Source organism: Neptunomonas sp. (assembly GCF_041601355.1).
Lineage (GTDB): Bacteria > Pseudomonadota > Gammaproteobacteria > Pseudomonadales > Balneatricaceae > Neptunomonas.
Genome location: NZ_JBFIIH010000106.1, coordinates 1 through 14,923, shown reverse-complemented (window position 1 = coordinate 14,923; position 14,923 = coordinate 1). Strand labels below are relative to the sequence as shown.

Here is a 14,923-nt window from a genome sequence, read left to right as displayed (position 1 = left end):
GATTATCTTCCAGAGAGCCTTATGAACACGACACTGTCATCTTTAAACTGGATTGAAAACCCTGTCAAAACGTTAGATTCCATTGCGATGTTTGCTGCTTCAGAACGCCAGCAGCAATTAACAAAGCCGGCGGGCTCGCTGGGAAAACTGGAGCAGGTCGCGATACGTTTAGCAGGAATGCAGGGCAATAGCCTTCCCTGTGCCGAAAAAGTGGCCATTGCTGTCTTTGCCGCTGATCATGGTATCGCGGCAGAGGGCGTATCTGCTTTTCCGCAGGCGGTGACTGCTGAGATGGTTAAGAATTTTGCAGGGGGGGGAGCGGCGATCTGTGTTGCCGCACGTTATATCGCAGCCCCGTTAACGGTTTATAATTTGGGAACAGTCACGCCTACGGATGGGCTGGCTAATGTGGTTAATCAGCCCATTGCTCCGCAAACAGCGAATTTTTTGCAGCATCCTGCCATGACGCCTGCACAACTTGCCGCGGCTATGGCTGTCGGTCGTCTTGCCGTCTGTAATGTTATGGGTAGTGTGGCCGGTCATTCAGAATTTGATTTAACTGATGATAAGGATCAAATAGCGATACAAGATAATGATAATCAGCGTTTACATTTATTCATAGGCGGTGAGATGGGTATCGCTAATACCACGTCGGCAACGGCGATCGCTTCAGTATTATTGGGTTGTGCTGCAGAAAAATTAACAGGACCCGGCACGGGTCTTGATGCCGCTGGTATTTCTCATAAAGCAAAAATTATCACACAGGCGATTGAGTTTCATCGCTCTGTATTTAATAGCTCTGAATTTGAAGGGCCAGAGCTGAAAGGTTCTTTAGACGATCCCTTGATCGCATTACAGTATTTTGGAGGGTTTGAAATTGCCGCACTGACCGCTGCTTATCTTACCTGTGCGCAGGAAGGTGTACCTGCTGTTGTTGATGGTTTTATTTGCACGGTGGCGGCAATGGTTGCATGTCGCATTAATCCTCGCGTGGCTGATTGGATGATCTTGTCTCATACCTCAGCAGAACCCGCCTATGACATGTTGTTGGATAGCTTTGATGCTATGCCGTTACTTAATCTGGAGTTGCGATTAGGTGAGGGCAGTGGTGCTGCCATTGCGGTTCCGTTGATACGGTTTGCCTGTGCCTTGCATAATCAGATGGCTACGTTTGCAGAAGCGGCTGTTAGTGCATCGACGACTAATGAATCGCCGAAAAAATCCTCTAAAAGTCCCCAACGTGAAGAGCTTGTGTGAGATGCGAAAACCGCTGATTATCGATGCATTGCGTCATGGTGAGACCGTTAAAGGGAAGTGCTTTCTAGGGCGAACGGACGCAGAATTAACGCCTTTCGGCTGGGATCAGATGGCGGAAGCGCTTCAGGTAGATAAGCAGGGAGAGATGCAAAAAAACCGCAATGACATTAATCTGGATGATTATGACGCCATCATCACCTCCCCCTTATTGCGGTGTAAATCTTTTGCTGAACAATGGATAGCAGCGAAAATTTCTGTAAACAAATCAATACGAATTGATCCCGCTATCCAGGAATATGATTTTGGTTTATGGGATGGCAGCACGGCTATTGACATCATGCAACATTGGCCTGATGAGCTGGGTGATTTTTGGAAGGACCCTGAGAATTTTCCCCCTCCTCAGGCTGAGCTATTGCCTCTTTTTTTCCAACGCGTGAGACAGTTTGTCGACAAACAGTTGCAACAACCGCATGAGCGTATCTTATTGATTACCCATGGAGGTGTCATTAAAGTCCTGACGTGTTTGCATCAGGGCCGACCGGCCAGCGTCATGGCAAGCATCAGTGCTCAGCATGGTGAATTGCATCGCTTTGTCTGGAAGCGCCAATGAAAAAAGTCCTTAATCAACAATGGCAGGCATTTTGTATTGCTGCACAATTTCTCACACAAATACCGATTCACCTGAAGAGTGCTCCTGATGCGAGGCTACAAGGGCAGTCGTTACTTTATTATCCGCTGGTTGGCATGCTTATCGGTCTGGCGCTGACGGTGCTGGCGTGGATGCTGAACGGACAATCGGATTTTATTCAGGCGGTTTTAGTATTGATTTTATGGGTGCTGCTGACGGGCGGGCTGCATCTGGATGGTTTGGCAGATAGTGCTGATGGATGGATGGGGGGCTTAGGTGATCAACAACGCACGTTAGTCATTATGAAAGACCCCTGCATCGGCGCCATCGGCTCGCTGACATTGATATTGCATCTGCTGCTAAAATGGTCTGCACTATTAACCTTACTGGCGGCGAACCAGCTTCTAGCCGTTCTCGTTGCTCCGTTAGTTGCCAGATTGGCAGTCATTTTGTTACTGGCTACAACGCCGTATGTGCGAGCGCATGGAATTGCGTCACCGATGCTAGAAAATCTGCCAACACAAGGTGTTTATCTGCTTTCGGTGTCCGCTGCTGTTTTATTAGCAGGGTTGAACCCCGTTTGGTTAGGGGTTGTTGCGGTTTTGTTTGTCTTAGCGCGGAGGGCCATGTTGTTGCGTATTAAGGGCACCACCGGTGATACCGCAGGTGCCCTGATTGAATTGCTGGAAGCGGGGGTATTAATTGCGGCTTGTTTTACATTGAAAATCTGACATCTTCATGTTCATAAGAAGCGATCGCATGATATGTTTTGCGTCAAACTGTTGGCTGCGAATAATCGCTGCATCACGCATGTTTTGCTTTCTTTGATTTGAGGCCTGGATGCAGTGATCTTTAATGATATGCGCCATGTGTTGCTTATCTTCTGCCAGGTAACCGCAAATTTTGTCCTCAATGATATCTTTAGGTCCTTTGCAGTTATAAGCGACAACCGGTAAGCCGCACGTCATTGCTTCCAAAACAACACAGCCAAAGGTGTCAAAACGAGAGGGCAGCAGTAATAAATCTGCTTTGTTGTATAGCGCTGGCAGGTCTGATTTATCTACCCAACCGAGGAATGTCGCTTCAGGTAGCACGATTTTTAATTGTTTATCAGCAGGGCCTGTCCCGGCAATCCAAAGCTTTGCACCGGGTATCTGTTTTTTAACAAAGGCAAATATTTCAGGTAGGTCAAAAACACCTTTCTCTTCACTCAGGCGGCCAGCATACAATAATATTGGCTGAATATTATTATGTTTTATGGGTCTGGCTGCCATATTAAACGCATCATCCACCCAATGTTGGGTTAGAAAAACCTGCTGAGCATCAATGCCGATATCAGGGCTGGTTAGCCACCGCTGGTGGTCGCTGTTTAGTGTGAAAATACCGTCAAATTGCATATAGAACGCACGTAGGAGTCGCCTGATCCTATCGGTCTCATGTTCATTCAGGTGCGTCGTACTTTGCAAAAACTCTATCCAATCTGTGTGCATGAAGAAGTAAATGGGCACTGAAAATGCTTTTTGTAGGTAGAGCGTAATAGCGCCCATGAGCAACTCGGTAGAGCAGATAATCCGGTCGTAACTGCCTTGTTCAAAAATACCTTGTATCTGAATAATATCCGGAATATTGAACTCTTGTTCGCCAAGACTTTGAACTTTAAATTGTTGCATTGGCCTGACGACAATGAGGTGATCGTCGCTTTTTAAAGTCGGATGGCATGTCAGAATATCGATAGGGTAATCGTTCTTGTGTATCTCCTGTAGCGTGCTTTGTAAGGCAGAAGAAACGCCGTTATGATCCGCGAACGTATCTGTTAACCAGAGGATTTTTTCAGGGTGGCGGGCTTTATTCAGGTTGTCTGCTAATTCATTGAGAAAGGGACGGTTGCTGTAGATCACCTGGCTGGCAGCAAATGATGCGCCTGCGATAACAACTGAGGCAAGCGCCGGAAAGCTCAGCTCGTCCAACATCTTGCTAATGTTCAGGGCGGTCATATCATCCGTAGAGGGATTTTTTTCATTACCAAAAAGTGCCCGAAACTGTGTTGGTATCTCAAACTTGCGGATGAGTTCGTCGGTCGTGAGTTCGGCAAAATTGTTCTCGCCGGCATGAGCAAGGTGCTGGTTCAGGCGATTAAAGAAAATGTCAGTCACAACATGGTAAATTTCAGGTATACCATTGCGGATCACATCAAGAAAATTGTCCGGTTGCTTTCGGTGAGTGCGGGCAATCTCTTTAACTACTTTTAATGCGGGCCTGAACTCTTTGGTAACACCCAGACTGGTGAGAAATGCAGGCTTAGTACCAGAAAGGGCTTGATGGAAGGTTTTCAAAAAGGTGAGGGTGTATTTATGCCGTTTTAGTTCCTGCATGGCGTTGCTGACGCCCAGGCATAGCATTTTGTCTTGTAGTGAGCCTTTATGCAGCAGTAAACGCAGCAGCCCGGGGTCTTCCATATGAATAGCAACTTGCGAAAAATAGTCGAGGAAGGTGACGGTTAGCTTTTCCTCTTTTCCAACTTCTCCATAGGGAGCTGTATGGCCGTTCAGGATGGCTTCCAGTACTAATTCAGAGCGCTTCGTCTCTTTGAGGCGATTATGTAGATCTGGAATATGTACAAGTGTTCCGGTGCGGCCAGCAAAGATACCATTATGATCGTCGGAGCCGCCGGTTAAGGACTTTGTATAGGGGTTTTTACAGAAGTCATTGGGGTTAAGTTTATGTTTTCTTGCATAGGCGTCGATTTTTTCATCGCTGAGACTTTCTACCCAATGACGGGTTAGTTGGTTTTGCCAGTAACCGCGTTGCCCGTTTAACACTTCAAAGCGCTGAAACATGACGGCAAACTTTTCAAGGATTGAGATATCCGGGCGGTTCTTATGCGTATAAAAAAACAGCGGGTGTGGGAGTACCGTAGGGATATCGTTTTCCAACGTGAATCGGCTAAAGTTAAAAATATTGTGGCGGAGTTTATTCAGTTTGACCTCTTGTTCAGTTGTGAAGCCATAGGTTAAAACGTGGATGCTAAGTTCAGATCCTGGAAAGTGGCAGGTAAATTCAGCACCGACTAAAACATCATATCCCTTATCTAACAACTCCCAGCAAGAGCGCGCATTGTTATGGTTGGTGATAGTCACCAGATCTGTCGAATTGCGCTCGAGTGTCTTTATCAGATCTTTTGTTTCTAACCAGGTTTCGGGTAAACGTAATAAGCGCCCCCATAACTCATCCGGCACATCACTGTTTTTATCGTGGCAATGTATATCTATCTTTAATGTTTCTGCTTCAGCGAAACGCGTTTTTTGCTGCATAAGGAAAGCTTCGTAATCAGCATGAAGTTGCGTATGAAACATCGACTCAATGGTCATCTGGTAATCCTTATGAATCCCTTAAGAGGGCCTTCTGATAGCGGTATTTTTTAGTAGTTCTTGAGAGTATAGGGAGCGTTGTTTTAAGAAATATGACAAAACTGATATACGTCAATCATCAGACCTTTGGACGCGGTTACTATGGCCTGATGTTAAGGAATTAACTTTCTTTAATCTTTTTCAAACAGTCTTTAAATAAGTTTTCAACTAATTAAGGAAATCGTTATGAGTACATGTTGTGGGTCGTGCGGTGGGCGGGATGCAGAAGAAATTAAACAGCAAGAGCAGGCTGATACTGCAAAACGTAAAGAAGCAAATGAGAATAAGGACGAAGAGTAATTCAGCAAGGATTTGCCACGGTCTAATTATCATGACCAGGCGGTTTTAATAAAAATCGCCTGAGCTATTACATCTTAGCTGCTATAGCTAACACATCTGAACTCAACACCCATTTTCATATCTCCTTTGCTGTCACCATATTGCTGAAATACTCTTGATGACTGCTGATTAAATCCCATCTGAAATCGGACCCTGGCTCAAATTAATTTGAGTGGGTATTCCATGTATTTTTGATGTTTATCGGCATAAGCTGAAAAAGAATTGATATGCGTATATCGGGTTTCACTCAAGGGATATATGGAAAGGGTAGTGCATGGAATATAAAGACTATTATAAAATTCTGGGAGTTGAGCGGGAGGCCAGTGCCGCCGATATAAAGCGGGCTTATCAAAAGCTTGCCCGAAAATATCATCCTGATGTCAATAAGGAAAAAAATTCAGAGGAGCGCTTCAAAGAAGTAAATGAAGCCTACCATGCCTTAAAAGATCCTAAAAAACGCAAAGCTTATGATCAACTGGGTGCTAATTGGCATCAAGGGCAGACTTTCCAGCCACCACCAGGCTGGACGTTTCAGTTTACTCAATCCGGTATGAATCAGGATGATATTGCATCGGGTGGTTTCAGTAAGTTTTTTGATTATATTTTTGGCGGTAAAGGTGATGACTTGAGCGCGCAGATGCGTAATGTGCGTATGCGAGGTCAGGATCTTCACGCCACTATTCATATCAGTCTGGAAGATGCTTTTAACGGTGCTAAGCATACCCTGACGTTGGCTGTACCAGAGCAAAATGAACAGGGACAAATCAAACAGCGGACGCGCCAATTTACAGTTCATATCCCACAGGGTATCAGTGAAGGGCAGAGCGTACGGTTGGCCGGGCAAGGTGGGGTTGGTATAGGCGATATGCCCAATGGTGATTTGTACCTGCGTATTGCATTTGAGCCTCATCCTTATTTTCATGCGTTGGGACACGATATCTACCTTGAATTGCCAGTAACGCCCTGGGAGGCTGCGCTGGGATGTCAGATTAGTACACCTACCTTGTCTGGCCCTGTAATGCTGACTATTCCGGCTAACGCGCAAGCGGGACTGAAATTACGTTTAAAGGGCAAAGGGCTGCCAGGTCGTTCTGCAGGGGATCAGTACGTGATATTAAAAATCGTTAATCCGCCGGTTGATTCGGAAAAAACCAAGGTTCTCTATCAGCAAATGGCCTCTAGCCTATCTTTTAATCCACGTCACTTTGCCGGGGTGTGACATGCCATGTGTAATTCGCTCAGAATGGGTTGTGTATCAATAAGAAAGGTATCAGCATGAGTCATAAAGAACTGGTTCCCATGGTTGATATTCTGGCAGAGGTGCTGGATGAGTCATTGCAGTTATCGATTGGCGATATGTCACGGCTGTGTTCTATACAGCGTAAAGTAATTATCGACATGGTGCAGTTCGGTATTGTAGAACCTAAAGGGCAAGGCCTTAATAATTGGCGTTTTACAGGCCATGATCTGGTACGGGTGCGGCAAACGCTTAGATTGCAGAATGATCTGGGGATTAATTTGCCCGGTGCCGCTTTGGTGATTGATTTATTAGACGAGCTGAATGAGTTACGTGCGCGGATCAGAAGGAATCATACTCTTTGAAACTCGCTAAAACATATTCTTTATCAGAACTGATTAATGTTCTGCTTAGGATAACTGAAAGCAGGTAGCGCAGAATGATGCTGAATTATATCGAACAAAGCACGCTTAAAGTCCGGCATACGTTGGAATTAGCCGTGGGTGAAATGGCGGCACTAAAACAGAATATGCTGACACCAGACTTCGTGCTGCTGGCGCTGCTCTCTCAGCCAGACTCTGTAGCAATGCAGATTATCGGCTCTTTATCTCCCAACCCTGTTGATATAGCGACCCAAATTAAAGGGCAGATATATCAGTATTATAAAATGGCAGCGCCGACACAAGGGAATCAGATTTTTGCCTCGAAAGAACTGGGTGATGTTTTTCAGATAGCTTATGACGAAAGCCGACGTTTGGGCGACACGTATATTTCTACAGGTATCCTGTTCTTTGCGCTGTTTGACCCCAAAGCAGGGCATACTGCCGAGTTTTTAAAGAAGGCGGGGCTTGAGCAGAAAAAGGTAATGAAAGTTTTAAGTGAGCTTCGCAGTAGCACGCCAATAACCTCAGATGATGCCGAAACCAAGGCAGATCTATTGTCCCGCTATACTCAGGATCTGACTCGCCAGGCCAGAGAGGGCAAGCTTGATCCTGTTATTGGCAGGGATAAGGAAATTGATCAGATTATTCAAACACTTTCACGGCGTAAAAAAAACAATCCGGTGCTGATTGGTGAAGCAGGTGTTGGTAAAACCGTTATCGTCGAAGGGTTGGCGCAGCGGATGGCGAGTGCGGATGTGCCCGATACTCTGTTAAATAAGCGATTATTATCGTTGGAAATGAGCGAACTTGTCGCAGGTGCAGCGATGCGCGGTGAGTTTGAAGAACGCCTTAAATCTGTGCGTGATGCGGTTATTAAATCGGATGGGCAGGTCATACTGTTTATTGATGAGCTGCATACGATGGTTGGTGCTGGAGCAACGGCAGGAGGAATTGATGCGTCGAGTATGCTAAAAACAGCACTGGCAAAAGGTAGTATGCAGATGATCGGCGCAGATACGCTGGCGGAATACCACGCCTATGTAGAAGCCGATAAAGCACTCGAACGCCGTTTTCATCCCATATTGGTGCGTGAGCCGAATATTGAAGACAGCATAGCGATCTTGAAAGGGATTGCTCCACGATACGAAAAACATCACCAGGTGCATTATGCAGACAGTGCGTTGGCGGCGGCGGCGGAGTTTTCAGAGCGCTATATTACGGATAGGAACTTGCCGGATAAAGCCGTCGATTTAATTGATGAAGCGGGAGCTCATAAACGTATCAGTCTGAATGCCCTGCCTCATGACATTAAGCAATTAGAACTGCAGCACAGCCAGTTACAGCAAGATAAGACGGATGCATTTAATGCGCAGAACTTTGAAAAAGTGGCCAGTCTTCAGATGGAGATTATTAAGCAAGAGGAAAAGCTGCAGAAGCTGCATGCGCGTTGGGAAAGCGAGCGTAGTGCGGAAAATGATCTGGTTGAGGCTGATGACATTGCCGAAGTGGTATCTCGCTGGACGGGTATTCCGGTTGCACGCATGGTTGAATCAGAAGCCAACAAATTGGCACGCATGGAGGAACAGCTGCACCAGCGCATCATAGGGCAGGATGATGCGGTACGTTCAGTTGCGGATGCTATCAGGCGAAACCGCACCGGGATAACATCACCGTTACGACCCATTGGTACCTTTCTTTTTTTGGGGCCAACCGGTGTCGGCAAAACAGAGTTAGCTCGCACACTAGCAGAGTTTCTGCTGGATGATGAAACGCGTATCGTCAGATTGGATATGTCGGAGTATATGGAGCGCCATGAAGTCTCCAAAATGATTGGTGCACCTCCCGGCTATATTGGTTATGGAGAAGGCGGCCAGCTCACAGAAAAAGTACGGCGTAATCCCTACACAGTAGTGTTGCTGGATGAAATTGAAAAAGCGCATCCGGATGTGTTTAATATTCTCTTACAAATTCTGGAGGATGGTCATCTGACGGATGCTCAAGGACGCAAGGTGTCGTTTCGTAATACTATTCTGATAGGTACCTCCAATCTGGGTACCGAGTCCTTATCACCTGATAAACGTGAAATAGGTTTTGTTCATTCAAAAGTCGCTGATTACGATGAAGCAAGGCGATTCGTTATGAAGGAGGTTAAGCGTTTCTTTAAGCCCGAATTCCTTAACCGTTTAGACGATATCATCGTGTTCCATTATCTGGAAGAAGATGATGTTCAGAAGATAGCCAGGATATTTGCCAAAGCACTGGTGAAACGAATGGCCGATCATAAGATCGAACTGACGATAGATGCTGATGTGGTTGCTAAGATAGCGGTCGATGGCTATGATCCTGCGTATGGTGCCCGGCCATTGCGACGGGAGTTTGAGCGACAAATAGAAAATCCGTTGGCCATGAAAATTGTTGAAGGTACGTGCGGAGATAACAGTCGGGTTGATATCAGATTGGTTGGAGGCGTGATAACTTTTAAAATTGATGCTGTACCGCAAGTGCCTGCTGTACCATCTGTATCGACGGAGCCCGCTGCTGAGCCTAAAGCGTCTTAGAGCGTCTTAAGTATTTTCGGGTGAGTTCTTTTGTTGTTATACATCTCTCTTAATAAATAGGCTGTTTTCTTGAAAAAAATTGCAGTGTTTGTCGATGTGCAAAATATTTATTACACCACGCGGCAAGCTTATGGTCGCCAGTTTAATTATCGTAAGCTTTGGGAGCGCATCAGTTCACAGGGTGAAATAGTGTCTGCAACCGCCTATGCGATTCATCGGGGCGATGAGAAGCAGCTTAAATTTCAAAATGCACTTAAGCATATGGGTTTTACTGTCAAACTTAAGCCTTTTATCCAGCGCAGTGATGGCTCGGCAAAAGGAGACTGGGATGTCGGTATCGCTATTGATGTGATGGACATCTCAAGAGATATGGATACTGTTATATTATTGTCGGGAGACGGGGACTTTGATCTGCTGATGGATAAAATCCGTGATGATTATCATGTTAGTGCAGAAGTGTATGGCGTTCCTTCGCTCACCGCTAACTCGTTGGTTGAAGCGGCCAGTGTTTTCCATCCAATTGGCGATGATTTGCTTATTTAATTTCTTTCTGCTTTTTTTTAATGAATAGTCCTATACAGAATGTATCCGGGTTAACCGGCCTTTTAAGCCGGTTAAGACACGATCTGCTATGAACTATTTTTTTGTGGCGTCCTTAATATTAAATTGATCCAAATCGTTGGTAATATCCACAGTGACGTTAGCTGATGGGATTTTGAAGTCATAAACCCGTTCCCAGCTTTTGCTTTCAGGCGTGCGTTCCCACACGGTTCCTGCATTATAAGTTAACAGGTCGGCTAGTGTCGGATCCATTTCGCATACCTTCTGCAAAGGAACAGGAAGCATATTGGCCAGCTCATTTTCTACATACTCTTCTGATTCGTAGCCTGTATATAAACGCCAACCCGTGTCGTTAAGATGCTCAGGTACGGTTTTATACATAAAGCGTATGGGTAGGTTTTCATCAAATGTCATTTTTGAAACTAATAGCAGAAAACCATTTTTTGTTTGGTTAGTTTCAGTGTCTTTGGAAGCAGAGGTGTCTACAGCAGGCGTTTTCATAGCAAGATCCAACGAATTTTTGAACAATCAATAGTGTAAAGCAAAGTGAATAAATTGGGGACTAAAACAAAAAAGCCCGTCATGCGACGGGCTTTATATTATCAGCTGTAATTAAGCCTGAACTGAAGGAATAACAGTTGAAGCTTTAGCTGTGTAGCTTTCGATCTGGTCGAAGTTCAGGTAACGGTATACATCTTCAGCCATCGGATCCAGCTTAGCAGTGTATTCCATGTACTCTTCAACGGTTGGGATCTTACCTAGCAGTGCGGCAACCGCAGCCAGTTCAGCCGATGACAGGTAAACATTGGCACCGTTACCCAGACGGTTAGGGAAGTTACGTGTTGAAGTAGATACAACCGTTGACTTCTCTGCTACGCGTGCCTGGTTACCCATACACAGTGAACAGCCTGGCATTTCCATACGAGCGCCGGCTCTGCCGAAGATGTTGTAATAACCTTCTTCAGTTAGCTGAGCCGCATCCATTTTCGTTGGTGGAGCAATCCACATACGTGTCGGCAGTGAAGTGTTAGCAGCGTCTAACAGTTTACCGGCCGCACGGAAGTGACCAATGTTGGTCATGCACGAACCAAGGAAGACTTCATCAATTTTAGTACCGGCCACTTCAGACAGGATTTTCACATCATCCGGATCGTTAGGGCAGGCCAGAATTGGTTCTTTCACATCATTCAGATCAATTTCGATGACCGCTGCATATTGAGCATCTGCATCAGCAGACAGCAGTTCAGGATTAGCCAGCCATTCCTGCATACCCGCAATACGGCGTTCGATAGTGCGAACATCACCGTAGCCTTCAGAAATCATCCACTTCAGCATGACGATGTTAGAGTTCAGGTATTCGCGGATAGGTGCTTCATCCAGCTTGATAGAACAAGCCGCTGCTGAGCGTTCTGCAGCAGAGTCGGACAGTTCAAATGCCTGCTCAACTTTCAGGTTAGGCAAGCCTTCGATTTCCAGGATACGGCCAGAGAAGATGTTTTTCTTACCCGCTTTAGCAACCGTCAGCAGACCTGCTTTAATGGCATACAAAGGAATTGCGTTAACCAGGTCACGTAATGTGATACCCGGGTGCATTTTGTCACCTTTAAAGCGTACCAGAACAGATTCAGGCATATCCAGAGGCATGACACCGGTAGCTGCAGCGAATGCAACCAGACCAGAACCCGCTGGGAAAGAGATACCAATCGGGAAACGTGTATGAGAGTCACCGCCAGTACCGACTGTGTCAGGCAGCAGCATACGGTTTAGCCAAGAGTGAATGATTCCATCGCCAGGGCGCAGAGAAACACCGCCACGGTTCATAATGAAATCAGGCAGCGTGTGGTGAGTCTGAACATCAACTGGTTTTGGATACGCTGCTGTGTGACAGAAAGACTGCATTGTCAAATCTGCAGAGAAGCCCAGGCAAGCGAGATCTTTAAGTTCATCACGCGTCATAGGCCCGGTAGTATCCTGAGAGCCTACTGTCGTCATTTTTGGCTCGCAGTAAGTGCCGGGAAGAACACCGGCTACGCCGCATGCGATACCTACCATTTTCTGAGCATGAGTGTAGCTTTTGCCACTATCTGCTGGTTGATCTGGTTTACGGAATAACTCAGTAGGGGCTAAACCTAGCGCTGTACGTGCTTTGTCAGTCAGGCCACGACCGATGATCAGTGGAATACGGCCGCCAGCACGAACTTCATCAAGCAGCACCTGCGTTTTTAATTCAAAAGTGCAAAGCTCTTCGCCGGTTTCAGCGTTTTTAGCAACACCTTTATATGGATAAACGTCAATAACGTCACCCATATTCATTTTTTCTACGTCCATTTCGATCGGCAAAGCGCCGGCATCTTCCATTGTGTTGAAGAAGATAGGAGCAATTTTGTTTCCGAAACAGTAACCGCCAGCGCGTTTGTTAGGCACGTTCGGGATATCATCACCGAAGAACCACAAAACAGAGTTAGTAGCAGATTTACGCGAAGAGCCTGTACCTACAACATCGCCAACGTAGGCAACAGGGTGACCTTTGGCTTTGATCTCTGCGATCTGTTTTAGCGGGCCAACAGAGCCTGGGACGTCAGGAATGATACCGTCACGTTCCATTTTCAGCATTGCGTTGGCATGTGCCGGAATGTCTGGACGTGTGAATGCGTCAGGCGCTGGAGAAAGGTCGTCAGTGTTAGTTTCACCGGTTACTTTGAATACAGTAACAGTAATTTTTTCAGCAAGTTCCGGCTTTGACGTGAACCATTCAGCATTTGCCCATGATTCAAGAATCTGTTTAGCGTGGACATTGCCTGCTTCTGCTTTTTCCTGAACATCATGGAATGCATCAAATACCAGTAAAGTATGAGAAAGCGCTTTAGCTGCTGTAGGTGCCAGTGACTCATCGTCGAGGCAATCAATCAGCGGCTGAATGTTATAACCACCCAGCATAGTGCCCAAAATTTCAGTGGCTTTTACTTTATCTAATAAAGGAGACTTTGCTTCGCCTTTAGTGATGGCTGCAAGAAAACCTGCTTTTACATAAGCTGCCTGATCAACACCAGCTGGAACACGGTTCAGCAACAGATCTAACAGGAATTCTTCTTCACCTGCAGGTGGGTTTTTCAGTAGTTCAACCAGGCCCGCTGTTTGATCAGCATCTAGTGGTTTTGCTGGTATGCCTTCAACGGCGCGTTCTTCTACGTGTTTACGATAAGCTTCTAGCACGATATAGCCCTCAACTGTTATTCCCACCGGTCTTTACTCACCACACCGGAAATTCGGTGTTGGTAAAGATTTAGTCTCGTTATTAATATGCGTGCAGATTCTAGCTTATAGGCGGCTTAAAGTTAAGTTTGTAGACAAATCAGAGTGTTAGACTTTGTGCCTAAGCCCTTGGATATCCGTTCTACTATTTTGAATTTTATGAAAAATAAGCAATTCTCCCATCAATTCTTCATTATTATACTATGCTGTAAATTATGACACGCGGTTAACAATCTGACGAATAAAATAAGAATCATTCAATTATGCTAGTTCAGGAAAACGAAAAGGTTAATTCTCCCATTTGGATGGCGCTGTCAGATTGGGGTATTAATGCGGAACTTGAAAGTGATCTGGCTGAAAATATTCAGGCCGCATTTGAGTCTATGGAGCAAAAAAGTCTGATTTACAAGGGCGCTTTATCTGAGCTTAATTTGAACTTGGCTATCCGAAAAGTAGCCAGTCAGCCTATGGAGCTCATGACACATGTAAAACGTTTCTACCTTGCCATGCTGTGTCGTTCCGAGAAAAAGGTACTGGGAGCGCTAATAGACCTTCTTATTATTTTAAGATACAGAGGTAATCCTTTATTACTTCGGCTGATTAAAGAGGCTGAAGCTATTTTAGACGCAGGTTTATGTGAGCAGCTTAAAACAATTGCCGCGGCTAAAACGGCAAATGGTATTCTCCAGCTGGACGTGTCAGCGTCAATCCTGATAAATGGTTGTAGCTTGCCTGCTACCTATCAAAAGAAGGAGCAGCGCTGAATGGCTGTCAGAAAGGGAGAGTTCACTAATGTTTTGCTTGTCGGTTTTCAGGGAAGCACCTTACACACGCTCGAGTATTTTTTTCAATCTCATCATAGCGGAAAAAAATACAGCGTTGTCAGTGCGGCGCAACAAGCTAACTGGGCTATTTTTAACGCAGACCAACCTCAGCCAAAGGCTTTACTGCAAACCTATCTCGAAAGCAAAATAAACTTACCGGCTATAGTTATCTCAATCGCGAATCTGGAATGGAATCGCAGTGTTACCTTATGTAAGCCTTTTAGTGTTAAAGATCTCGAAAATGCAATAGAAACGCTTTTTAACGACATAATTAATGCTAAAAAGACGGCCGATAATAGCAAATTAACACTTGATATTTCCTCCACGGGTTTATCATTGATGGCAGCAGAGGCAGCAGAGGCAGCAGAGGCAGCAGAGGCAGCAGAGGCAGCAGAGGCAGCAGAGGCAGCAGAGGCAGCAGAGGCAGCAGAGGCAGCAGAGGCAGCAGAGGCAGCAGAGGCAGCAGAGGCAGCAGAG

12 protein-coding genes are annotated in these 14,923 nt (G+C 45.7%); 9 read left to right on the top strand and 3 right to left on the bottom strand.

The window, feature by feature from the left end; all coding sequences use genetic code 11:
- The 3 genes from ABY436_RS15175 to ABY436_RS15165 all read left to right on the top strand — a co-directional run.
- On the top strand, positions 1 to 1,257 hold a 1,257-nt coding region (locus tag ABY436_RS15175), incomplete at its 5' end, for a nicotinate-nucleotide--dimethylbenzimidazole phosphoribosyltransferase (protein WP_372739782.1).
- A gap of 1 nt (position 1,258) precedes the next feature.
- Positions 1,259 to 1,867 carry a histidine phosphatase family protein gene (locus ABY436_RS15170; protein ID WP_372739781.1) on the top strand — a complete coding sequence of 203 codons (609 nt, stop codon included), beginning with the start codon at positions 1,259 to 1,261 and terminating at the stop codon, positions 1,865 to 1,867.
- Positions 1,864 to 2,616 carry an adenosylcobinamide-GDP ribazoletransferase gene (locus ABY436_RS15165; RefSeq protein WP_372739780.1) on the top strand — a complete coding sequence of 251 codons (753 nt, stop codon included), beginning with the start codon at positions 1,864 to 1,866 and terminating at the stop codon, positions 2,614 to 2,616. The genes ABY436_RS15170 and ABY436_RS15165 overlap by 4 nt, the downstream gene beginning before the upstream one ends.
- Here the strand turns inward: ABY436_RS15165 and ABY436_RS15160 are convergent.
- Positions 2,584 to 5,253, bottom strand: a complete 2,670-nt coding sequence (locus ABY436_RS15160) for a glycosyltransferase (RefSeq protein ID WP_372739779.1) — start codon at positions 5,251 to 5,253, stop codon at positions 2,584 to 2,586. The genes ABY436_RS15165 and ABY436_RS15160 overlap by 33 nt on opposite strands.
- A 652-nt stretch (positions 5,254 to 5,905) precedes the next feature.
- On the opposite strand from ABY436_RS15160, the gene ABY436_RS15155 reads away from it, so the two are divergent.
- The 4 genes from ABY436_RS15155 (at position 5,906) to ABY436_RS15140 (ending at position 10,352) form a co-directional block, all read left to right on the top strand.
- Complete coding sequence (locus ABY436_RS15155; RefSeq protein WP_372739778.1) at positions 5,906 to 6,850, top strand: DnaJ C-terminal domain-containing protein; 945 nt, start codon at positions 5,906 to 5,908, stop codon at positions 6,848 to 6,850.
- Positions 6,851 to 6,906: 56 nt separating this feature from the next.
- Positions 6,907 to 7,233 (top strand): chaperone modulator CbpM, encoded by a 327-nt coding sequence (locus tag ABY436_RS15150; protein WP_372739777.1) that lies wholly within the window; start codon positions 6,907 to 6,909, stop codon positions 7,231 to 7,233.
- A gap of 74 nt (positions 7,234 to 7,307) precedes the next feature.
- Positions 7,308 to 9,809 carry an ATP-dependent Clp protease ATP-binding subunit gene (locus ABY436_RS15145; protein WP_372739776.1) on the top strand — a complete coding sequence of 834 codons (2,502 nt, stop codon included), beginning with the start codon at positions 7,308 to 7,310 and terminating at the stop codon, positions 9,807 to 9,809.
- A 69-nt stretch (positions 9,810 to 9,878) separates the two neighbouring features.
- Positions 9,879 to 10,352: an NYN domain-containing protein gene (locus ABY436_RS15140; RefSeq protein ID WP_372739775.1), complete on the top strand. Its 474-nt coding sequence runs from the start codon at positions 9,879 to 9,881 to the stop codon at positions 10,350 to 10,352.
- Positions 10,353 to 10,445: 93 nt separating this feature from the next.
- On the opposite strand, the gene ABY436_RS15135 is transcribed toward ABY436_RS15140, so the two are convergent.
- Both ABY436_RS15135 and acnB read right to left on the bottom strand, forming a co-directional pair.
- Complete coding sequence (locus ABY436_RS15135; RefSeq protein ID WP_372739774.1) at positions 10,446 to 10,871, bottom strand: DUF2185 domain-containing protein; 426 nt, start codon at positions 10,869 to 10,871, stop codon at positions 10,446 to 10,448.
- Positions 10,872 to 10,982: 111 nt separating this feature from the next.
- Positions 10,983 to 13,583: a bifunctional aconitate hydratase 2/2-methylisocitrate dehydratase gene (gene acnB, locus ABY436_RS15130; RefSeq protein ID WP_372739773.1), complete on the bottom strand. Its 2,601-nt coding sequence runs from the start codon at positions 13,581 to 13,583 to the stop codon at positions 10,983 to 10,985.
- A 302-nt stretch (positions 13,584 to 13,885) separates the two neighbouring features.
- Here acnB and ABY436_RS15125 point away from each other — a divergent pair, with 302 nt between their 5' ends.
- Positions 13,886 to 14,386 carry a hypothetical protein gene (locus tag ABY436_RS15125; RefSeq protein WP_372739772.1) on the top strand — a complete coding sequence of 167 codons (501 nt, stop codon included), beginning with the start codon at positions 13,886 to 13,888 and terminating at the stop codon, positions 14,384 to 14,386.
- The coding region (locus ABY436_RS15120) for a hypothetical protein (protein ID WP_372739771.1) at positions 14,387 to 14,923 on the top strand (537 nt) is incomplete at its 3' end.

Coding starts and splice junctions, on each gene's coding strand:
- ABY436_RS15170 (WP_372739781.1), top strand. CDS start 1,259: ATGCGAAAACCGCTGATTATCGATGCATTGCGTCATGGTGAGACCGTT.
- ABY436_RS15165 (WP_372739780.1), top strand. CDS start 1,864: ATGAAAAAAGTCCTTAATCAACAATGGCAGGCATTTTGTATTGCTGCA.
- ABY436_RS15160 (WP_372739779.1), bottom strand. CDS start 5,253: ATGACCATTGAGTCGATGTTTCATACGCAACTTCATGCTGATTACGAA.
- ABY436_RS15155 (WP_372739778.1), top strand. CDS start 5,906: ATGGAATATAAAGACTATTATAAAATTCTGGGAGTTGAGCGGGAGGCC.
- ABY436_RS15150 (WP_372739777.1), top strand. CDS start 6,907: ATGAGTCATAAAGAACTGGTTCCCATGGTTGATATTCTGGCAGAGGTG.
- ABY436_RS15145 (WP_372739776.1), top strand. CDS start 7,308: ATGATGCTGAATTATATCGAACAAAGCACGCTTAAAGTCCGGCATACG.
- ABY436_RS15135 (WP_372739774.1), bottom strand. CDS start 10,871: ATGAAAACGCCTGCTGTAGACACCTCTGCTTCCAAAGACACTGAAACT.
- ABY436_RS15125 (WP_372739772.1), top strand. CDS start 13,886: ATGCTAGTTCAGGAAAACGAAAAGGTTAATTCTCCCATTTGGATGGCG.